Origin of the sequence: Cognatundibacterium rivi (assembly GCF_018139565.1) — a bacterium.
In the GTDB taxonomy this organism is placed as follows: domain Bacteria; phylum Pseudomonadota; class Gammaproteobacteria; order Burkholderiales; family Burkholderiaceae_D; genus Undibacterium; species Undibacterium rivi.
This window is the reverse complement of the sequence record NZ_JAGSPK010000005.1, coordinates 327,556-349,562: the sequence shown is the minus strand read 5'-3', so window position 1 is coordinate 349,562 and position 22,007 is coordinate 327,556. Positions and strand designations below refer to the sequence as shown.

At 45.4% G+C, this 22,007-nt stretch carries 21 protein-coding genes and 2 tRNA genes; 19 read left to right on the top strand and 4 right to left on the bottom strand.

Translation table 11 applies throughout. The features are described from left to right. The 18 genes from KDM87_RS15030 to KDM87_RS18040 all read left to right on the top strand — a co-directional run. On the top strand, window positions 1–221 hold a 221-nt coding region (locus KDM87_RS15030), incomplete at its 5' end, for a hypothetical protein (RefSeq protein ID WP_212679830.1). A gap of 32 nt (window positions 222–253) precedes the next feature. After that, the gene (gene pilV / locus KDM87_RS15025; protein WP_212679829.1) at window positions 254–826 is read left to right on the top strand and encodes a type IV pilus modification protein PilV; all 573 of its coding nucleotides are present in this window, start codon (window positions 254–256) and stop codon (window positions 824–826) included. Window positions 827–828: 2 nt separating this feature from the next. Further along, window positions 829–1,872 carry a PilW family protein gene (locus tag KDM87_RS15020; protein ID WP_212679828.1) on the top strand — a complete coding sequence of 348 codons (1,044 nt, stop codon included), beginning with the start codon at window positions 829–831 and terminating at the stop codon, window positions 1,870–1,872. Further along, window positions 1,832–2,533: a pilus assembly PilX family protein gene (locus tag KDM87_RS15015; RefSeq protein WP_212679827.1), complete on the top strand. Its 702-nt coding sequence runs from the start codon at window positions 1,832–1,834 to the stop codon at window positions 2,531–2,533. Before KDM87_RS15020 ends, KDM87_RS15015 begins: the two co-directional genes overlap by 41 nt. Before the next feature lie 48 nt (window positions 2,534–2,581). Then, entirely contained in the window at window positions 2,582–6,517 is a 3,936-nt protein-coding gene (locus tag KDM87_RS15010) for a pilus assembly protein (RefSeq protein WP_212679826.1), read from the top strand. Window positions 6,518–6,537: 20 nt separating this feature from the next. Next, on the top strand, window positions 6,538–6,999 hold the full coding sequence (locus KDM87_RS15005; RefSeq protein ID WP_212679825.1) for a type IV pilin protein: 462 nt from the start codon (window positions 6,538–6,540) through the stop codon (window positions 6,997–6,999). After that, window positions 6,974–7,567, top strand: a complete 594-nt coding sequence (locus tag KDM87_RS15000; RefSeq protein WP_230407817.1) for a GspH/FimT family pseudopilin — start codon at window positions 6,974–6,976, stop codon at window positions 7,565–7,567. The genes KDM87_RS15005 and KDM87_RS15000 overlap by 26 nt, the downstream gene beginning before the upstream one ends. Window positions 7,568–8,201: 634 nt before the next feature. Continuing rightward, window positions 8,202–8,510: a type II toxin-antitoxin system prevent-host-death family antitoxin gene (locus KDM87_RS14995; protein ID WP_212679824.1), complete on the top strand. Its 309-nt coding sequence runs from the start codon at window positions 8,202–8,204 to the stop codon at window positions 8,508–8,510. After that, window positions 8,485–8,760, top strand: a complete 276-nt coding sequence (locus KDM87_RS14990) for a type II toxin-antitoxin system RelE family toxin (protein ID WP_212679823.1) — start codon at window positions 8,485–8,487, stop codon at window positions 8,758–8,760. The genes KDM87_RS14995 and KDM87_RS14990 overlap by 26 nt, the downstream gene beginning before the upstream one ends. Window positions 8,761–8,879: 119 nt before the next feature. After that, on the top strand, window positions 8,880–9,374 hold the full coding sequence (locus KDM87_RS14985) for a hypothetical protein (RefSeq protein ID WP_212679822.1): 495 nt from the start codon (window positions 8,880–8,882) through the stop codon (window positions 9,372–9,374). A gap of 93 nt (window positions 9,375–9,467) precedes the next feature. Beyond that, window positions 9,468–10,325, top strand: a complete 858-nt coding sequence (locus tag KDM87_RS14980) for a hypothetical protein (protein ID WP_212679821.1) — start codon at window positions 9,468–9,470, stop codon at window positions 10,323–10,325. Beyond that, window positions 10,291–10,737 carry a hypothetical protein gene (locus KDM87_RS14975; protein ID WP_212679820.1) on the top strand — a complete coding sequence of 149 codons (447 nt, stop codon included), beginning with the start codon at window positions 10,291–10,293 and terminating at the stop codon, window positions 10,735–10,737. Before KDM87_RS14980 ends, KDM87_RS14975 begins: the two co-directional genes overlap by 35 nt. A gap of 2 nt (window positions 10,738–10,739) precedes the next feature. Next, window positions 10,740–12,437 carry a hypothetical protein gene (locus KDM87_RS14970; RefSeq protein ID WP_212679819.1) on the top strand — a complete coding sequence of 566 codons (1,698 nt, stop codon included), beginning with the start codon at window positions 10,740–10,742 and terminating at the stop codon, window positions 12,435–12,437. Beyond that, on the top strand, window positions 12,383–12,571 hold the full coding sequence (locus KDM87_RS14965; protein WP_212679818.1) for a hypothetical protein: 189 nt from the start codon (window positions 12,383–12,385) through the stop codon (window positions 12,569–12,571). The genes KDM87_RS14970 and KDM87_RS14965 overlap by 55 nt, the downstream gene beginning before the upstream one ends. 309 nt (window positions 12,572–12,880) lie before the next feature. Further along, the gene (locus KDM87_RS14960; RefSeq protein ID WP_212679817.1) at window positions 12,881–13,645 is read left to right on the top strand and encodes a hypothetical protein; all 765 of its coding nucleotides are present in this window, start codon (window positions 12,881–12,883) and stop codon (window positions 13,643–13,645) included. After that, on the top strand, window positions 13,626–14,021 hold the full coding sequence (locus KDM87_RS14955; protein WP_212679816.1) for a hypothetical protein: 396 nt from the start codon (window positions 13,626–13,628) through the stop codon (window positions 14,019–14,021). The genes KDM87_RS14960 and KDM87_RS14955 overlap by 20 nt, the downstream gene beginning before the upstream one ends. A gap of 116 nt (window positions 14,022–14,137) precedes the next feature. Further along, window positions 14,138–14,956, top strand: a complete 819-nt coding sequence (locus KDM87_RS14950; protein ID WP_212679815.1) for a phage protease — start codon at window positions 14,138–14,140, stop codon at window positions 14,954–14,956. A 216-nt stretch (window positions 14,957–15,172) separates the two neighbouring features. Then, on the top strand, window positions 15,173–16,756 hold the full coding sequence (locus KDM87_RS18040) for a recombinase family protein (protein ID WP_408058750.1): 1,584 nt from the start codon (window positions 15,173–15,175) through the stop codon (window positions 16,754–16,756). Here KDM87_RS18040 and KDM87_RS14930 read toward each other — a convergent pair. From KDM87_RS14930 to KDM87_RS14920, 3 genes are all read right to left on the bottom strand, one after another. Beyond that, window positions 16,715–16,790 (bottom strand) — tRNA-Asn (locus KDM87_RS14930). The genes KDM87_RS18040 and KDM87_RS14930 overlap by 42 nt on opposite strands. A 79-nt stretch (window positions 16,791–16,869) precedes the next feature. Further along, window positions 16,870–16,945: transfer RNA gene (locus tag KDM87_RS14925), tRNA-Asn, on the bottom strand. A gap of 60 nt (window positions 16,946–17,005) precedes the next feature. Next, complete coding sequence (locus tag KDM87_RS14920) at window positions 17,006–18,220, bottom strand: amino acid aminotransferase (RefSeq protein ID WP_212679813.1); 1,215 nt, start codon at window positions 18,218–18,220, stop codon at window positions 17,006–17,008. Window positions 18,221–18,441: 221 nt separating this feature from the next. On the opposite strand from KDM87_RS14920, the gene uvrB reads away from it, so the two are divergent. Beyond that, a complete protein-coding gene (uvrB, locus tag KDM87_RS14915) occupies window positions 18,442–20,535 on the top strand; it encodes an excinuclease ABC subunit UvrB (protein ID WP_212679812.1) in 2,094 nt (697 codons plus the stop codon). Between the two features lie 77 nt (window positions 20,536–20,612). Here the strand turns inward: uvrB and KDM87_RS14910 are convergent, their stop codons facing one another. Then, complete coding sequence (locus KDM87_RS14910; protein WP_212679811.1) at window positions 20,613–21,959, bottom strand: GGDEF domain-containing protein; 1,347 nt, start codon at window positions 21,957–21,959, stop codon at window positions 20,613–20,615. Window positions 21,960–22,007: the final 48 nt, after the last annotated feature.

The window sequence follows — 22,007 nt, the reverse complement described above, 5'->3', positions numbered from 1 at the left end:
CTTCTTCTTCTTCTTCTTCTTCTTCTTCTTCTTCTTCTTCTTCTTCTTCTTCTTCTTCTTCATGCTTCGGTACCGCTGGCTTTATTTCTGATTCCGGCGCATCTTCCTCATTCTCGCTCTTCTTTCTGCCGTCTTCTGTTTCCTTATTCGATTCTCTTACACCGACCAGCGGCCAGTATAGCTCGACGAATGGTAAGCACTTCTTAGTGCAGAGGACTTAAAATGACATACTGAAAAAATTACCATGAGAATCATGATTTCTACTCAAGCAAAAGGCTTCTCTTTAGTCGAAGTGCTCATTGCCGTCTTCGTGTTGGCGCTCGGAGTAATCGGCGCTGCAGGATTGCAACTGGCCGCAGTTCGTACATCTCAGCAAAGCGGATATCAGACTATTGCAGTTGAATTGGCAAACGAGCTTGCAGATAAGATGCGTTCAAGCGATGCTCAAATGAAGTTATCCGATTCAGCGAATTTGTTTGCAAATATTAGATACGATTCTGCTTCTGACTCTGCTCCGACTGCGCCTACGCTTTGTTATAGTTCCTCTGCTAATTGCAATGCAAATGATTTGGCAAAAGCAGATATTTACGAGTGGTTGGTCAATGTAAAAAAACTACTTCCAGGCGGCAGAGTTTTAGTTTGCCGTGACTCAGCGCCGTTCGATACTTCTGCTAAAGCCCTTACATGGACTTGCACAGCTGACTCTAATGCGGGATTAACGATAAAAATTGGCTGGAAGAGCAAAAATCCTGATGGAAGTTTTGTTACTAGTAATGGGGTAACACCACCAAGTGTTGCGCTGACTGTTGAATCTTACGTGAAATAGTTATGTTTAAAAATGCTCTTAAGTATCCCTCGGTAGCTTCTTTGAATGGGAAGCAGAATGGATTAACTTTGATTGAATTACTTATTTCAATAACTGTTGGGCTACTCGTAGTATTAGCTGCAACAGGCTTAGTTATTTCTACAAAGCAATCATTTCTTAGTCAAACCGAAGGAAAGGAGGCGCAGGACACAACTCGCTTTGCGTTAGATAACATTTCTCGGTCGGTCCGTCAGGCTGGCTATGTAAATTATGATTTCGTTAATTCTGCAAAAATTACACCGTCTACTGCAAGTGCTGACATTGTTGGCATGGATGCAAATAGCGTATCTGCAACATCTGATGATATTGCTTCTGCTACCGGTAATTCAGTAAATTTTAGTGATTTATTAGCCATTCGTTTTTTTGGGTCTGGAAAAATCGGTACTGGTGATGGATCTGTAAGCAATTGTGCAGGATTTTCCGTTCCTGAACCTGTTTCATCAAATACAGCAGACCAGGACCGTGGATGGAGTATTTATTACGTGGCGAACGATGCCAATGGTGAACCTGAGTTGTTCTGTAAATATTATAGTTCTGACTCTGGTAAATGGAGCGCGCAGGCGCTTGTCAGAGGAGTTGAGTCTTTTCAGGTGCTGTATGGTGTTGATACTAGCAATCCTAAGGATGGTACTGCAAATAAATTTTTAACTGCGACGGCTGTGAATGCTTTAGATGCAGCTTTGGTGCTGGATGGTAATACTGCGGATGAAAAAGCCAAAGATTTGAACCGTAAAACTTTTTGGAAAAAAATCACAGAAATAAAAATTGCTTTGCTTGTCAGCGGTGCACAGTATTCGCGTCTGGATGAGACTAAAACAACTTACGACTTGTTTGGTGCGAGCTATGCATCCACGAGCTCTGGAGTTGATAAAGGTACCACTATCAGGGAGGCAGATATACCTGAATCAAGGAGAAATAGAATACGAAAAATATATAACGCGACGATTCAGGTTCGTAATATTTGTGATGTTGATCCTGACCGTGACACTTGCCGTTCTCCAAATTGAGTCGAATATGTTTAGATTAAAAATTATGTCACAGACGGGTGTAAATTTAACTCGGTTTTCTTTGTTAAAACGACAAAGGGGCGCATCGCTAATTGTCTCGTTGCTGATGTTGATTGTTGTGTTGATGTTGAGTATTTCTCTTGCAATGGTTTCGTTGCAAGGAGAAAAAGCGTCAAGAAGCGATCGTGACCGCCAAATTGCATTAAATGCGGCTGAGGCAGCGCTAAAAGACGCTGAAATGGATATTGATCCTCAAGTCGTTCTTGCCAATGGAAGAAGCAATTTATTCGACGCAACATCTAATCTTTTTTTCGAGGCGGGATGCGCATCTGGCGATGGTAATCTTTATCAAGGTATGTGTGCAGCTGCCGTAGAGGGGCAGCAAGCAACTTGGATAACTGTGAATATTGCTGATGATAGTGTTGGCTCCGTCTCCGTGAAATATGGTCGTTTTACTGGGCAGAGTATGACGACTGAAAAGGGGGCGTTTCCGGCTAAGTTGCCACGCTACATTATTGAAGCGGTTCAGGATACTGAAGCCGGGGGCAAGGCTGACGATCAAACCAAATATATTTTCCGCATTACTGCAGTTGGTTTTGGTCCTAATCCAAATGCTAAGGTGGTTTTACAGTCTTTCTACAGAAAAGCTGTTAAATCATAAAATTTGTACTACCAGAGTCAACATTCGAACTCTGGCCGGAGAGCTAATATGAAAAAAATAATTAAGTCTGTCGTTTCAATCAGTTCCTTACTTGCTAGCACCTTGGTTGTTGCCGCGCCGCCAGTAGTTAATCTGGCTAACACTCCTCTTTATTCGGGGGGGGGGAGTGTCAGACCAAATTTATTGTTGGATCTTTCCGTGGAGTTTCCAACAGTAAAAGCGGCTTATGGCAATGCAAGCGACTACAATAAAACCATCGAATATCTTGGTTATTTTAATTCTAAGAAATGCTATACAAATGGCGGGGTTAAGAGTTTTACTTTGGTAAATACTTCTGGTACCTCAACTGGCAGTTCAAAGACAGCGAGTTGGTCGAATACTCAACCAACTGTGGCAAATGCTGCCAATTCTTTTTTTCAAATTTCCGGAAATGCAGACAGTAATTATGAATGTGACGGGAGTTCGTTCAGTGGTAATTTTATGAATTGGGCCTCATCGTCTGCAATTGATATGTTGCGGCTGTCTCTGACTGGTGGAGATCGCATTTATGATGGTGATACCCAGACGATATTACAAAGAGCTTTTTTATATAGTAGTTTTTACAATTCAGGTTATTTTACAAAAAAATCGATCAAAGCATCAACAACGCAAAGTGCACCAAATAAGGTCACACCGTATTCGGTGACAACGCTATATATCCTGAATTGTGATAATAAGATTTTATTTAACGATGCGACAACTACCGCTAGTTGTGCAACTAATAGGACTTACCCTACCAATTTATCGTCTAGTGATTCAAAGTTGATTTCTGGTACAGACAGAACACTAGGTGAATTTCTTGTTCGGGTGCAGGTATGTGATGCTAACGAAGCGTCAACGAGAACAGATTTGTGTCTCAAATATCCCAATGGTAGTTACAAACCTGTAGGAAACATGCAGCGGAATCAGAACAACGTAAGGTATGGTGCTTTTGGTTATCTGATGAATAACGTGAATACTCGTTATGGTGGGGTGTTACGTGCGCCTTTGAAGTATGTCGGCAACAAACAATATCGTGCTGTAAATGGTTTTGCAGAAGAAGTAAATGATCGCCCTGAATGGGACGCTAATACCGGGATTTTTGCTGCAAACTCAGAAAATGACACCTCTGGAAATAGTGGTGTTATTAACTATCTTAATAAATTCGGGCGTACCGGAAACTACAAAGGCTATGATCCTTTGAGCGAGTTGTATTATGAGAGTATTCGATATTTGCAAGGAAGACAGCCGACATCGAATGCTTATTCATCAATGTCAACAACGGAGCAGGATAACTTTCAAGTGCTAACAACTTGGGTTGATCCTATTGAGGCATCATGTCAAAAAAATTATATTATTGTCATTGGTGATGCCAATACTCACCAAGATACTTATATTCCAGGTGGAACTCTAACTGGAGCAAGTCGCTCTAAACGCGCAGCAGATACAGCAACAACACAGTGGCCTGCTTTTAATGTGGCGACGCAGACTGGTCTGGTCGCAGCCTTGGAGTCTTCGTCTTCATCGGGCAATTCTGCTCCGGCTACTTCCTTGGCGAATATGGCTACAGCATATACGGGATCGAGTAACGGAACATTTTATATGGCGGGTACAGCCTATTGGGCTCACACGAACGATATTCGTCTTGATAAGCCAGTGCGCGTCAAAACCTTTACGATTGACGTTGATGAAAATGGGAATGGCTCTATTGATAATGCGTCAAGGAGCAATACCGCTCCACGTTTGTCTCAGCTTTATCTGACTGCAAAATACGGTGGTTTTAATGATCTTAACCTTGATTTAAACCCATTTAAGACATTTGATTCAGACGGTAAAACGGTCGTTAATAATAATAAGGAATGGGCGAGCGGCAATGGTACTGATCCTGACAATTTTTTTCTTGCCAGCGAACCAAAGAAGATGATGGCAGCGATTGATAATATTTTTAAATCTGTTGCTTCTAGCGGGGGGAATCTTGCAGGTGTTGGTATTTCTTCAAATTACGCAAGTGATAACCCTTTTGTTTATGCTCCGGGGTTTATGGCGGAGAAATGGTCCGGTAGTCTGAAGAAAATATCCGCAATTGGCTCAAATCAGACCCCTGTTTGGGATGCCGGAATTATTCTAACTGGTGATCCAGTTGCGAAACCCTCGATTGCACCAAATCCCTTACCAGCGAGTCGTAATATTTTTACATCCAAAATTGCAGCGGATGGTTCCTTGTCTTTAACCTCATTTACATCGTCAGGAAGTGCATTTAGTGTGACAGATTTACTTGCATTAAATACAGATCCGCATACTGGGATTGTAGATAATTTTGCAACGGATAGGATTAATTTTTTACGGGGAGATCGGAGTCAGGAGCAATCGAAAGATGTGTCAGGTAACGTGACAGGTAAGTTCAGGGTTCGGGATAGTGTACTGGGTGATATTATTAATAGTGCACCCGTGTACTATGGCGCACCTGCAAAAAATATTACTGGCACGGGATATAGTACTTTTTATAAGAACTATGTTAATCGGCAGAAAGCTGTTTACGTCGGTTCGAATGATGGCATGCTTCACGCCTTTGATGCGAACAACGGAACTGAGTTGTTTTCTTATGTTCCTAATGCATTAATTTCAAAATTAAACAGGTTAACTGACCCGTATTATACTCATCAGGCATTTGTTGATGGACGTATCACGGTAAAAGAGGCTCAGGTAAAAGGGAACTGGAAAACCTTATTAATATCGGGATTTGGTGCTGGTAATAAAGGGGTGTTTGCTCTTGATGTCACAAATCCAGCAAATTTCTCAGGTGGGTTGGGCGCTCTTTGGGAGTTCACAGATAAGATAGATGCTGATATGGGGTATGTGCTTTCACCTCCAATGATTGCTAAGTTCCGCACGGGGGGAACTGCAAATAATCCTACCTATTCTAATTTTGTCGTTGTTTCCAGTGGCTATGATAACTACGATTCAAATCCGTCTGCGACAGGACAGGGGGCTCTGTTCTTACTCTCGCTAGACAAAAATCCGGGAGACCCTTGGACAATTAATTCAAACTATTTCAAATTGCTAACTCCAATTAAAGATGCGACGCAGCGTAACGGCTTGGGTGCCCCTAATGTGACATACGGCAATGACGGTGCTGTGAATTATGTTTATGCAGGTGATTTGCAAGGAAATATGTGGCGGTTTGATTTTACTGGAATAGATTTATCAAAGGCTAAAACAGTAACGACACCTGTGTTCACTGCGAAAACTCCTACAGGTGAGACGCAGCCAATTACTGTGCAGCCTCAGATCGTATTTGCTCCTAGTGGTGGTTATATCCTTCTGTTTGGCACCGGAAAGTATTTAGAAACATATGACGTCACACCAGTAAATTATCAAGTGAATACTTATTACGCCATACTTGATACCACATATACTGCTGATGCGGTGACAGGACGTAGTCAATTGGCACCGAGAACGACTGCTTTGTCTGGAACTGGGTTGACTTTAACAGGTGATAAGTTTACTTATGGCACGGCGACTGGGACAAAAAAAGGCTGGTATTTTGATTTTTATGATTCCAAAAATACCGGTGAACGCATTCATCACACATTACCCGGTGCAATTGCTGGTAACTATTACTTTTTTAACACCTTAATTCCAAGCAACGATCCTTGTTCCGGCGGCGGCGGTCGTGAATATATGGTAGATGTGTTAACTGGATTGAATTCGGATGTTACTGGTACTTTGTCAACGATTGGTTTATTAACATCACCAGTGATTATTTATACATCGACTACTACCGGAGATAGAAACGCGACGGGTAGCCGTAAAATTACCACATCAATTACCAAAGTTGACAGTGGACCTAATGGCAGCAAACGTACAGCAGCGCCTGACGCAGTGACTCGTGCTGGACGTTTAAGTTGGAGAGAATTGCAAAATTATGACGAAATGCGTAAAGCTGCAATTTCTAGTGGACAGTAGTTTTTATCATCGAGCGTAATATGAAAAATAGCAGAATAAAAGGCTTTACCTTAATAGAGCTAATGATCGTGGTTGCCATCATGGGGATCTTGTCAGCGATAGCTTACTCTTCATATGTTTCTTCCATAACCAAAGCGAAGAGATCTGAGGGGAAATCGGCTCTCATAAAATTGATGCAACAAGAAGAAAGTTTTTATACACAAAACAATAGTTATATTGTCTTTTCCCAGGCATCCAGCGATGCAAATGAAATGAAATTCAACTGGTTTTCAGGCGACTCGGCAACAAAAAGTGCCTATGAAATTAAGGCCACCGCTTGCAACGGGGATATCATACAAAACTGTGTTTTATTGACGGCGACACCTGGAACTATAAATGTTGATGGCAAATTTAAGGATGCAGTTTGCGGTAACTTGACAATAACAAGTACAGGCGTCAAAGGTTTTACCGGTGCAAATGGAACTAAAGAAGATTGTTGGTAAAATGAAAAAAACATTCAAACAAACTCTTGCTAGATGCGGATTTTCACTGGTTGAGCTGATGGTAACAGTTGCTATCGCGGCTATATTAATAGCGGTTGCAGCGCCAAGTTTTAGTATTTTTATTGATAACCAGAAATTATTGACCACGGCAACGGAATTCTATTCTGCAGTCAATATGACGAGGTCTGAAGCAATTAAAAGAGGTGACCAAGTGACGCTCGCTGCAAACGATGGAGTCGCCTGGACTTCAGGTTGGACTGTGTTTGTCGATACAAATGGTAATGCCCGTCCAGATGCAGGGGAAACGACAATATTTACCCATGATGCCACTTCCAAAAAAATGGATGTGGTAGGGCAGTTCACAGATGGCACATCTCCCTATATCTCTTATACTGGCAATGGACGAAGCAGGACGAATGTGAATAGCCAACAGCCTCAAGCTGGGACTATTTCGTTCACATTGGGAACAGCAACGCGGCGAGTAAAAGTGAATTTTTTAGGACGTGCGCGCATTTGTAATCCTGATACCGATTTAAAAACTTGTGCGGATAACGCTACGGGAAATTAGTTTATATCGCTATGATTTTTAACGGAGAGCAGCTTTTTTTGAGAGACTTTAATGATCTGATCAGGAAAATTTGCAGTAACACCTGATGGATTAAGTTGACGCGAAATGTTCTATGTCGGAATAGGGGAGTGATTGTACGTTTTTCCTTAACCGGAGAGGTACCTAAACCGGCAATTCAGCACTATGCGGCGGGTGACGCCTGAATATTTTCATCCAATATCCAGAGAGAGCGACTCTTGGAAATAAAATGTGTGCAGAATAAAAAAGAGTTACAAGCATAAGCGAGTAACTCTTTTTTATTTTCCTACTTGTCTGGCTCCCCGAGCATGTCTTATCGAGAACCACTTTCCTTACTGTTAATTTCCCTATTGGCTTTTTTAATACAGCGCAAGGGATAAGTGATAGAAGTGGGATTGCCTTACTTCAATAACATACACATTCCCCTTTATTTAAAAAGAACCATTTTAACTAATTTGACTAAAATGAGCATAATGTGTATAATGACGATACGTCGTGGATTCCAATTTATTCGGAACCACTTCGAGTGATTGTTGAAAAGCTATCTTTTTGTTGCTTGCAATCGCTCCCAGTATTCGGATTTGACACCTGAACTGGTAGATCAAAGGAGAGGACTATGTCTATCGCAGCAGCCTTCAACACATTTAGTGCAAGGGATGCAAAGATGCGATTTGGTGAGTTGTTAGATGCAGCGTTAGGTCGTCCTGTTGGAATTACAAAGCATGACAGGTTGACAGCGTATGTTGTTTCTAAGCATGATTTTGAAGCAATGCTAGCGAATATCGAAGAACTCAAAGATCAGCTTTGGCTTGCAAAAGCTGATCTAGCTCGCAAAGAAGGCTTTGTGGGGGCTGAACGTATCAATGAAATCCTAAGCGATTTTAGGGACAACGATACTAATGATGAAATTAGCAATAACACATGATGCTTCGAAGTATTTGCAGGCTCTTCAAGCAAAGCAGTACAAACAAGTCGGATCTACTGTTTTAAAGTTGTTAGCCGATCCAGAACCTCATGACAGCCAAGGCTTAAAGGGGGCGAAACAGGGGGAGAGGCGTGTCGATATCGGTGAATACCGTATTATTTATCATTACAATAATGATACGGTTTTTATTCTCGTCATTGGCAAACGCAATGATGATGATGTGTATAAAGTGTGGGAACGTCAATCCTGATCTTTAAGAAAAAAAAAGGCATGCTCATTCAGAGGCATGCTTTTTTTTTGATCTGTCGAGTATAAAAATGATAATCTTTGGTATTGTATTTTTTGTATTGTCATTTTTAAAGGCGAATCATGTTCCGCATATTTTGTATTTTGTTCTCTCTGCTGCTCGTTGCATGTAGTGATCCCCCGATTGAAGAGAAAACGATTGGTGTTACTTCTGACCAAGTATTAAAGGATCTGTCGCAGCAGATGATCCTGGAATCAGTGAGGGAAGGTGATGATAAGACGCCGGTAGCACTGTATAAAAATGCGAGTGGCGCCCTGATGCTGAATTTAATTGGCAAGAAAGACGCACTCAAGCGAGTCGCAATAGTCACTCCCAAGAAGTTTGCTGATCCTAAAGAAGCGATGACAAATTTGATGATGATGGGAATGTTTGTCGATCAAGCGGTTCCTGCGTGCACTGATTGCAGTCAGTGGCTGTACACAGCAATCCAACAGGATAAAGAGCAGCAATTCAAATACGTTGGCGACGTGAGGATTGTGCTGCTTTCAAATCCATTGCTATATTCGGTGGTTGTGTCTCATAAAGATGAACCACTCAATTACGTTCAAAAGAAATAATCAGCAGCCTAGCAAAAGTACAATCCCCCCCCTTAAATTGGCTTGACGCCATAGGCAAGATGCAGGAATCTCAATTCCTGTGTCTGCCTGTTTGTGACGACCAAAAAAGACCATAGAGCAAAGCTGACGGAGGTGACATTCCGTTGCAAAATCCACGGCGGATTCAAAGCTGATCCGGCGCGGGTTGATTCTGATCCTGACGACGCCATTCATCCGTGGCGTTACTTTGCGTTGTGTCCGGACTGCAAAACCGAGTGTTCGCAGGCGCATTGGGAACGGTCGCTGATGAAGGCCTGGCAGCATGCCACGGGGCCGACTTCCGATGAAGGCAAGGCCGCAACGGCCGCGAATCTGGTCGGGCATCCGACGAAAGAAGAAAGTCTGCGCACCCGGTTTAATGCAATGAAGCATGGTGCTGCAGCGAAGGTCGCTACCTATTTCCCAGCCTCCCCGGGTAAATACCCGATGTGCTCGACATGTGATGTCGATCACGACTATTGCCGCTCACAGTCATGCTGTATCCGACAGACGCAGAATTTCATGTTGCATCACGCTGCGTTTGAGCAGCGCAAACCCGGCATGCTGACGGGCATGTATGCCGAAATGCAGGCCGCGATCTATTCGATACTGCAACAGATCATCATGACCATCATTAACGATGGCGTGAAGCTGGAGCGGCCGGAATTTCATTTCGATGAAGATGGCAATCTCAGCCTGGCCACGTACACCGATCGTGAGTCTGGTGAGCGCCGCACGATCATGGAAGTGTCTGCGCATCCGCTGTTGAAATCGATGTCTGAACTGCTGAGCCGCAACAATATGTCGCTGGCAGACATGGGCATGACAAACAAAATCGTTGAAGCAGAGGATCTGTTACCTGGGCAGCTGGGGACGAAATCGATACCGGTGCTGAGTGATGATGAATATCGCCGCCAACCGCGACATTCTTGAAGATCTGAAACGCGATTATTTTGATGAAATCGATTTGCTGCAGGACACGCTTTCTTATGGCTACAAACAGGCATTTCGGTTTGAGTTGCTGTTACGGGGTATTCATCTGGCTGATGACGATTTTGAAATCTGCTTCGCTGAGCGGCGCACAGAAACACCAAATCAGGCGGCAGACCGGGGGCTGAAATTACAGGCGCTGGGTATGCCTGAGAACATTATCTGGCAAGAATTGGGTTACGACCCCGCGTATATCGCGAAGATGAAAAAGCACCAGCAAAATGCGCGTGATCCATACCCCGACGATGATGACGATGGCGCCGATGTTGATTCTCCGGCGGTATCGAATCCTCGAGTAAAGATCACACCAGGCAATGGCCGTAAAGGCGAATCTGCCACCAGCATTAAAAACTGATCATGCCATTGACACCTGAGCAAGCGGCCGTGATCGCCGCCTCGGCAAACGGCCGGGATGAGATGGAGGATTTGGACGAATCCACGCTGGCATCGCTGCAGCATGCGCATGAAGATGCGATGCGCGACATTAAGCAGATGCTGACGATCGCGGCGGGTGCCAGCGGCATGATCAGCACCGCTGCTTTACCAGCCCTCATGTTGCAGATACAAGCTCGGCTGGTGAACCTTGCCAGTGCGCGCAATGGCTTGCTGGTGCATGGCATTGATGAAGCGGCCCGCATCGGTGTGCAACCTTTTCAGGCCACGGTGAGCGCGCCGCAGCTCGATAACATCCGTTCGCAGGCGGTGAAATACGTGCAGCAGTTTGTCGGTACCGATAAGTTAAAACTCAGCGACCGGATCTGGCGATTAGATCGCCATGCGCAGGAAATTGTTGATCAGGCTGTTCGCGGTGCCGTTTTGCGCGGTGACGGTGCGTCACAGGCGGCGCGGGATTTTCTGGCGCGTGGGATCAACCCACCAAGCGAGATCGACTTGGCAAAAGATGCCTCCACTGCCAAACAGATCAGCGGCACGGTGGCAGAAACCCTGATGACGGGAAAAGGCTCACCGTTGGACAATGCCGCCCGCGTCATGCGAACCGAAATCAACCGTGCGCATACGAAGGCCTACCAGCAGAGCGCAGCGGCTGACACGGCGTCTGTCGGTACACGTTTTATGTTGAGTCCGCGCCATCCGCGTGTCGATATCTGCGATATGCATGCCCGCGCAAACCTGTATGGCCTGGGGCGGGGTGTGTACCCGCATGGAAAAAGCCCGCTGCCGGCGCATCCGAATACGCTCAGTTTTGAGGTGATCGTTTATAAGGATGAAGTCAGCGCGGAAGACAAAGCCGGTAAGCAAAGCGTGATGGAATTTCTGGAGACCGTGCCGAGCAAAGATCGCAAAGGTATCCTCGGGGCCAATAAAAATGAAGCATTTGAAGCGGGCAAGTTGCGCCCGACGATGGTTCGTTCCACATGGGGTAATGTCAAAAAACGCATAGACTGGTCGCCGGACAGCCGGGATAAAATCAGTCGGGACCATTTCAATCAGCGAGTGCAGTTTCCTGATGGTGTACCGGCGATTACATTGAAAGGCCAGGAATTAAGCGGCACAGACATTGCGAAGCTCACCGGCGCGCCTGATGGCAGCGTCATTCGTATTAATCCGTATGCAGAAGCGGGCATGGGGCTGGAAGTGAAAAGCCGCTTCTATGATATTCCGTCGCAGCGGTCTTTTTATAAAAGCGATCGAGGCGGTATCGTGATGACAAACGATATTCTGGTGCTGAATAAAGAACGGGCGCCACAAGGCATGGGGCTGCGAATTTTCGCAACACAGGCAAACAAAGCGAAAGATCTTGGGCTGGAAAGTATTGAGATTTTCGCCGCCCGCAGCGGTAGAATGAATGGTTACTACACTTGGCCAGCCTATGGCGCCAATGCAAAGATACCGGATCACCTGAAAAGCCTGCTTCCTACCGAGCTGGAAAATGCAGTTGACTTACTCGATCTGATGGATAACGATGTGGGGCGTAAATGGTGGCGCAAACATGGTGACAGTATCGAATGTCACTTCGATTTAAGTGAAGGCAGTAAATCATGGCAACAACTGAACAAAAAGCTGACGGAAAAACGGGTCCGGATCACATCGTGAAGAATGGTTTTGATCTTGATAATGCTCCGCGAAAAAAGAAGATGACGCCTGCTGAAATGGAGGCGCGCATTCGCGCCGGGCAGGTTGATGAGACTCTGGCGTATGAAGATGATGACGATACTGCTAAGAGCTGATATTGCTGCGCGAGTCTCGTAGATGATCAAAGAAAGCCCGCTAGATAGCGGGTTTTTTTACTTTACCGAATCGATTTGATATCCATGATGGTTGTTACGTTGCTTGTTGTAAAAACTGCAAATTCGATAATTTTTATTAAAAGTTTCACTAAGAATTTATTGAAACTTTTATGTAAGGTTATAATCGGAGTTTAGCAGGCGCTAAACATTCGCTAAACACAAAATAGATTCGACAATATTGTCGTTGCTGTTTATTTAACCATTTTAGTTTGAGTACTCAAACTAGCCTATGGTGATAGTTTTAAAAATATGATCCTTGCACAAAAAGCCGAACTTTATAACGACTTAATTCGTCGATTTAGCCTTTTAAATGAGGATGGTAAGTTTCAGGACGAGAAGTCGCTGGTTGTTCGCGGTTTGATGCGTGATTGCACTAAACTTATGCGAACTGATGCCTTACAAGCTTGGGTAGCTTATACCTGCGCTTTTGCCTTTGCTGGTCAAGTTGAGGAATCTGTCAGTGCTTATAGAAACGTGATGGCCTTGAGCCATGATGAAGGAAGTGTGCTGAATGCATCCAATGCTTTGACGTTTCTAGGGTTTCATCAAGCGGTAAGAGAGAATGTATTTTTAAAATCCTATCAGCCTTGTGAAGATACATACGGAATGATACAACTGGCGATGCGATCTGGTTGCGTTCATGCTGCCTATGAGCTGATTACAAGAGGTGCTGAAATGCGAGTCATTGATGCTGACGATTATTTAAATCAGATTGCTGCTCGTAACATCTTGGCAGATGCTGGTATTAATGACAGCACAATTGCTGAACATTTAGATGTTGCTGGTATCGTATGGCGCAGATTGGGGATCTCACCAAAAGTTCGTGTACACGTACAAAATACGGTTGGGATATTTTCCGGTGTGACATATTTATTGCATGTTAATTTGTCAGCAGAGCAAATTTTTCAAGCCAATGTTGCATTGGCTGAGGAAGAGTCGGACTCTAAAGCGCAGAGAAATAATGTTTTTGATATTGTTTTCGTTGGGATGAGGGATGGCGTCAAATTCGAATGATCTGTGTGAATACGCTCAAGCCAATGCTCAAGCACTTATACAATCTGGTAGCGTAGCTGAACCAGAGTTGAGGGCGGCTTTAAGTCGTCTTTACTACGGAGCATTTCATCTATGCTACGAATTTCATCGCAATCTACCATTACCTGGTAGTGTCGGAAGTGCAAATGGCAAACATGAGCAGTTGATTGCTTCATTAACAAATCCAATGATAAAAAAAGATCATCCACAGTATTATGTATCAGTTGCTGTAGGTAAGTCACTTCGGGTAATGTGCGCGCAGCGAGTACATGCCGATTATCATTTACACGAAGATATCAAGATTATTGATGTCGATACATCACTAAAGGCTTGCGAAGGACTGAGAGCCAGTATCTAATAAAAAAAACCGCTTCGGCGGTTTTTTTTCGTCTGAAATAGCACATTCCCCCCCTGATTTTGTCTTGCAATTCCCGCGAAAATCATCCCTGAATCAAAAAGTCATCAGGGATTTTCATGTACAAAATTGCCCGTCATATCCGTTTAGATGCCCCGGTCTCTGGGGCTATCCGCTTCATTTCCGGCCTTCATGTGACTCTGGGGGAGGGAAAGCCATCGACATGGGTGACGATTACACGCACTGGCATATTTACCGACCCGCGCTATGGCGAGTTTGAAATCAGCCGGGCGATGTTGTTGACGATGGTCGATAACTTCAATAAGCGCGTGTTTGGGCAAGATGTGTTTATCGATGTTGCGCACAAGCCGAACGATGGCGCCGCAGCAAAAGTCTTGAAACTCTCTGTCGAAGGTGACCGTTTGCGTGCGCTCTGCGAATGGACACCCTTCGGGATGGAAGCGATACAGCAAAAAGGCTATCGCTATCTGTCGATTGAATACCACGAACACTACAAAGACAACGAAACCGGCACTGATTATGGTCCGGTGATGATGGGAGCAGGCCTGGTCGTGCGTCCGGCTATTAAGCGTCTTGATCCTATTCAACTCTCAGAAGCTGACGATGATGGTTGCCCTGTGCTGATTCATCCGGAGCTACAAACAACACTACTTCAGGAGCTACACATGAAACACGCACAACTGCTCGCAAAACTGCGTAAGACACTGCAAGAAAAAAAACTCGCCGCTAGCGTCATTGAATCACTGATGCTGGCCGCCGAAGAATCTGTCAAAAATATTCTGGAAGAATCCGCCGCAACCATTTTGCTGAAAGCCTTTGAAGACACCGGCATCAAGCTGGCGGAGCAGGTCGGCAGTCAGGAAATCCGTTTATCGATTGATGTTCCTGCGATCGCGACAGGTATTGGACGCAAATGAGTTAAGCATCCCACAGTTCAACGGCTCTAATTCGATGTCGCCGACGTTGCGACGATATTCAAACTATTTGCGCTTTCAAAAGAACAGATTTGTAGAAACTTTGGCAATGCAGGGAGTAAAACCGCAGGAAATTCAACGGCGGGTAAAAGCACAGTTATGTGAAAGCATCTCAATAACTCACATTCAGCGTATTGCACAAAAACATAGAATTAAAAAATGACAAAAGTAAGTAAAAAAACAGCGATTATTTATCTTCGCGTGAGTTCCACTCAGCAAGCGCGTAAAGAGCTGCCGATTGAGAGTCAGTTGGAGTTTGCACAAAAGAAGGCAGCATCATTGAATGCCATTGTTCTTGAGGTTTTTACCGACAGTGGGATCTCCGGCCGTACGTCTCAACGTGCGGACTTTCAGGCAGCGATTAAATATTGCGAACTGCACAAGCCTGACTATTTCATCGCCTGGGACACTAGCCGGTTTGCCCGCGATCGCGCTGATGCGGCGATTTACAAAAGGAATTTGCGATCGCACGGCACCGATGTTGTCTATGTCTCGGTAGAAATCGACTCAAAAACGGACGAAGGCTGGATGATGGAAGCCATGCTGGAGCTGATGGACGAAAACACCAGCCGTCGGATCAGCAAAGACACCAAGCGCAGCATGATAAAAAATGCGCAGGACGGTTTTTTTAACGGGGGATACGTTCCCTATGGATACAAACTCGAAAAAGAAGGGCAACGGAAACGGCTGGCGATTGACGAAAACGAAGGGGAAATCGTTCGCATGATATTTAAGCTCTGCGAAACTGGAATTGGCGGCAAGTCGATCGCGATGACACTCAACAACATGGGACTGACCATGCGTGGAAAACGCTGGATCAAATCAACCATCCTCTATTTGCTGAAAAGTGAAGTCTATGCCGGATATATCGTGTTCAACCGAAGAAAACATCACACCAACTTCGTTCAGCCAGAAAGCAACTGGATTCGGACGAAGAGCCATCCAGCTCTTATCGAAGAGGAAAGATTTATGGGCATTCAAAAAATGATAAGCGGCCGCGCGCCCGTCGAAGGCGGCGGCAGCCCTAAAAGCACTCACATGTTCACAGGCCTGCTTAAATGTGGGTTTTGTAGTTGCCCGATGCATATTGAATCCGCCAAGGGGCGTAGCAAACAATATTATTACTATCGTTGCTCAGAGGCTAAAAACGGATTCAACTGCCCAGGTAAGCGCATCAGCGCAGATAAAATCGATGCGTTTCTTGTTGATACGATCTTAGAAAGAGTATTAACAAAACGCAATGTTACAAAAATTGTCGAAGAAATCCGCATTTCTACCAGTGACTGGTTTAAAGACCGCATGCGCCGCAGGGAGGCTGCGGTGGCAGAACTAAGAATTGCAGAATCTCGCCGAAACAAAATATTTGATTTATTTGAAACAGTCGGCACCGAACTACCCGAAATTCGCAGCATGTCCGGACGATTAGGCGACCTTAATAATCAAATACTGGCCCTAGAAAAAACTTTGGCCGAACTCGAAGACGAATCCGACCCAATTTTAACTATCACCGATCAAGATATTGCCGAAGCAACATCTGCCTTACGTAAGCTCGTAACGGAAGAATCGAGTGTCGTCACAGCCCGAACCTTCTTCAGTTCCTTCGTGAGAGGGATCAACGTTAACGAAGACGGGGTCGTAATTACTTACGACCCCGCTAAGATTTTTCACTATGAACAAAAGGTGGTTCATAGTAAGAACTACTGGCTCCCCGACCTGGACTCGAACCAGGGACCTGCGGATTAACAGTCCGTCGCTCTACCGACTGAGCTATCAGGGAATAGAAGAATTTTATATCTTCGTTTAACTTTTTACGCACAGTGATTTGTTATCAAGTTCACTGCTTACTTCGAATTCTGTGGCTCCCCGACCTGGACTCGAACCAGGGACCTGCGGATTAACAGTCCGTCGCTCTACCGACTGAGCTATCAGGGAACAGAGACAAAGATTATATTCGTTGCCCCTTAACTTGTCAACGACTCAAGCCATTCAAACTTACAAAACCTTGGCAATGGCATCGATGACGTTATCGATATTTTTGCTATTCAAAGCCGCGACGCAGATGCGTCCGGTGTCAACGGCATAAATAGAATTACCATCGCGAAGTTTGCCAACTTGTTCCTTCGTTAAACCAGAATAAGAAAACATACCGCGTTGTTGAATAACAAAATCAAAGTTGTGAGCCGGCGCTTTTTCTTTCAGTTTTGCAACGAAAGCGTGGCGCATTTCACGGATACGGACGCGCATACCAGCTAACTCTTCTTCCCAAAGCTGGCGTAATTCTGGCGTGGCTAATACGGTTGCCACAACCTGTCCGCCGTGTGATGGTGGATTTGAATAGTTTGTACGAATAACACGTTTTAATTGCGACATGATGCGTGCTGCTTCATCTGCGCTGGATGCTGCAATGCTGAGAGCGCCAACCCGTTCACCGTAAAGCGAGAATGATTTGGAAAATGAGTTGGAGACAAATAATGCACCGCCCGCTTCAGCAAAACGACGTACGACTTTTCCATCTGCTTCTATGCCGTCACCGAAGCCTTGATATGCCATGTCCAGGAAGGGGATTAAACCGCGTTGAGTGACGACTTCGATGACTTGTGTCCATTGATCATCTGTCAGGTCGGCGCCGGTTGGATTATGGCAGCAGGCGTGCAGCAATACGATAGAACCTGCTGGCATGGTTTTCAATGCGTCTAACATCCCGGCAAAATTAACGCCTCGGGTATTGGCGTCATAGTAAGGGTAGTTGTTGACTTTGAAGCCGGCTGATTCAAACAGGGCGCGATGATTTTCCCAGCTAGGATCGCTGATCCAGACTTGTGATGTAGGTGCAAAGCGTTGCAAAAAGTCTGCGCCTAATTTCAACGCGCCTGTACCGCCAATTGCTTGTGCCGTAATCGCACGCTTTTCTTTTACCACTGCACTGTCGGCACCAAAAACTAATTCCTGCACCGCTTTATCGTAGGCAGCGAGCCCTTCAATTGGTAAATATGTGCGTGGGGCATATTTTTCGATCAGAATCGCTTCCGCCTTTTTGACACACTCAAGCAAAGGCACTTTGCCATTGTCGTCGTAGTAAACGCCAACACCAAGATTGACTTTCGCTGGATTTTGATCCGCGTTGTAGGCTTCAGTAATACCCAGTATCGGGTCGCGGGGAGCCATCTCGATGGCGGAGAACAGGGGAGAAGAGGTAGGAGCAGTCATGATAATATGGAAAATTATCTGCCGTTGCCGACAGTAATGGTTGGAGTGATAAAAATACGAATGTTATAGGGCTTACGTAAAATTGTTCAGGCCAGGTATGCCGAGCAAGACAGTGTTATCAGTATGGATGGTACTAATCAGTTGACGCGTGGATAGCGCGTTTTCACGTTTGTTTTGCGTAAATCCTATCAGCCTCATATTCTAGCAAAGGTAATAGAACCATGGCGGTCGCACCCGTGAATTCAGTCGCTTTATCTGATCAATTAGATGAAGCAAAGTTTATATCGTTTCCTGACTCCCCTTACCAGTTATACCAGTTGTTTCAGCCTGCCGGTGATCAGCCAACTGCAATAGCTCAGTTGGTGGAGGGCATCAATGACGGGCTATTTTTTCAAACTCTGCTGGGGGTAACAGGCTCGGGTAAGACGTACACGATGGCAAATGTCATCGCAAGAACAGGTCGTCCGGCGATTATATTTGCACCGAATAAAACCTTGGCGGCGCAGTTATATAGTGAATTCCGAGAGTTTTTTCCGCGTAACGCGGTTGAGTATTTCGTCTCTTACTACGACTACTATCAGCCTGAGGCCTATGTACCTCAACGGGATCTGTTCATTGAAAAAGATTCGGCGATTAACGAGCATATCGAACAGATGCGCTTGTCGTGTACCAAATCATTGATGGAACGCCGGGATGTGATTATCGTGGCAACTGTGTCAGCCATTTATGGTATCGGTAATCCTAACGAATATCACAAAATGATTCTGACTTTGCGCGCCAGAGACAAAGTCAGTCAGCGTGATTTAATTGCCCGTCTGATACAGATGCAGTATTCGCGTAATGAAGTTGACTTTGGTCGCGGTACTTTCCGGGTGCGGGGCGACACCATTGATATTTTCCCGGCTGAGCATGCTGAACTCGCCGTTCGTGTGGAAATGTTCGATGATGAAATCGAAAACTTACAGTTGTTCGATCCTTTGACTGGTCGTATCAAGCAGAAGATTCCTCGCTTCACCGTGTATCCGGGTTCGCACTATGTGACACCACGCGAGACGGTGTTGCGGGCGATAGAAACCATTAAGGAGGAGTTGCGTGAGCGTCTGGATTTCTTCCGGCGGGAAAACAAGCTGATTGAAGAGCAGCGTATCGAACAACGCACCCGCTTTGATCTGGAAATGATGGCGGAGATTGGGTTTACAAAAGGGATTGAAAATTATTCACGCCACTTGAGTGGTGCAAAAGCGGGTGAACCGCCACCGACGCTGGTCGATTATTTACCGGCAGATGCCTTGATGTTTCTGGATGAGTCACACGTGCTGACCGGGCAATTGAATGGCATGTACAACGGTGACCGGGCGCGGAAAACGAATTTGGTCGACTACGGTTTCCGCTTGCCTTCCGCGCTTGATAATCGTCCGCTAAAGTTCGCTGAATTTGAAAGCAAAATGCGGCAAACCGTGTTTGTATCTGCGACCCCGGGAGATTACGAGCACCAGCATGCCGATCAGGTGGTGGAGCAGGTTGTCCGCCCGACTGGCTTGGTTGATCCTGAAATTGAAGTGCGGCCTGCATTAACGCAAGTTGACGACCTGATGGGGGAGATCACGGATCGGGTGAAGAAAAATGAGCGGGTACTGGTGACGACCCTGACCAAACGCATGTCGGAACAGTTAACGGAATTTTTAACTGAGAACGGCATTAAGGTCCGTTATCTGCACAGCGATATTGATACCGTTGAACGGGTGGAGATTATCCGTGATCTGCGCCTCGGTACCTTTGACGTACTGGTTGGTATTAACCTGTTGCGCGAGGGGCTGGATATTCCTGAAGTCTCGCTGGTAGCAATTCTGGATGCCGATAAAGAAGGCTTTCTGCGTTCTGAGCGCAGCCTGATTCAGACCATTGGCCGTGCTGCGCGTAATCTGCACGGAAAAGCGATACTGTATGCGGATAAGATCACTGATTCTATGCGTCGCGCCATGGGCGAAACTGAGCGTCGCCGTAATAAGCAGCTCGCTTTCAATGCCGAAAATAACATCACACCGACAGGTATCCGTAAACAGATTAAAGACATTATCGATGGCGTGTATAACCAACAGGAGGCCAGAGATGATCTTGTGGCAGCCCAGGAGCAGGCAAAATACGAAGTCATGAGTGAGAAGCAGATCAGTCGTGAAATAAAACGTCTGGAGAAACTAATGCTGGATCACGCAAAAAATCTGGAATTCGAGAAAGCAGCACAAGTCCGCGATCAACTCGCACATTTGAAACAGCAATTGTTTGGCGCTGGCGGCAGCGATAATGTGCCCGTTTGAAGGATGAGTAAGGCACAGCTATTCGCAGGTACAGGTGATACGCAACCAGCCGTGTCACCTGTCATAGCGATATGTGCTTAATACTGCCAGCGTTTATGTCCGGCTTCGGGTAAATCCAGCATCAGACAAACCTGATTACGCCCGGCTTGTTTTGCCTGATACAGCGCAGCATCGGCTTGTAAAAACAGATCGTTTTCAGTTTTGCAGGAAGGGAAATCGGACATGCCGCCACTAAAGGTGAATTGCTTATTTTCTCCAGGCCGGGTTTCAAAAACGATGTTGTTGAACGCTTCGCGCATTGCGTCCAGCTTTTGTTTACCTTGTTCGCGGTCACAATCCCAGAATATCACCACGAATTCTTCGCCACCGAAACGGCTCAGCAAATCATGCTCACCCAATAATCCTGACAGCACCAGCGACAAGCGTTTAATGACGATATCGCCGAAATAATGTCCCCAGGTATCGTTGATGAGCTTGAATTTATCGATATCAAGAATCCCGTACGCCAGGCACTTTCCTTCGCGATTAGCGCGGCGTATCAATTCCTGCGCTTTCTTTTGCAAGCCGATTTTATTCAGCAGGCCAGTTGCGCGGTCGCGGCTGATCAGATCTTTGCTGGCGCGGATTTTATCGATACGATTCAGTAACAGGCGCGTCAGTACGTCGTTGTCCGTCTTTTGTATGATTTCATCGAAACCGCTGTCGAGCGCATGTCTTGCAAGCGTGGTATTCGCCTCTTGTTGCAGCATGATGATTTCACGACTCTGATCGAACTCAATATTCTTTTTTAATACCCGCACCAACGCTTCTGTATTTAAAAAATGCGACTGATCGATCATGACGATATCAGGCTGCATTTCTTTGACTTTGACATGTAAGGAGCGTGCATCCTGCGAATGCAATAGCTGAACGCTGTGCTCGGCAAGTAACTGCGTGTTGAGCGGGACGATCTCGCCGAGATACACAATCACATTGGTTTCGCCGCGTTTGTGGCGGCCAAACAGATTGAATAGTTTATCAACCAGCACTTCATTGCTGATTGGCTTTTCAGCGTAGGCCAGGCAATTACTTTCAACCAGCTTTTGTTGTAGTAAAAAGCGTTCACCCTGCCTGACCGTTTGCAGATAGACATAGTTATGGTGGGCTGGCAGCCGTTGTAACAGATCGCTGAGGAACATGGTTTGACGACGCTGTTGTTGCATGTCGTTTTGCATGTTGTAGAGCACGTCGAGATCAATCACAAATAAATCCTGATCGCTCGCATTTTCGACGGCAGTGACAAAGTCGCTCATCTGATCGAAAAAGTGTATGTCGAAATCATACTTATGCGCGCAGAGCAGAAGTTCTTTTTTATTGTCTTTGATGAAAAAGGTCTGTGCCAGCAGTTTTACCTGATTCTTAAATAACAACCCTGCTTCTGCCATTGCTTCTCCGTATGTGCGCCAGTCGGCGTAACACCAATAAATGAAACC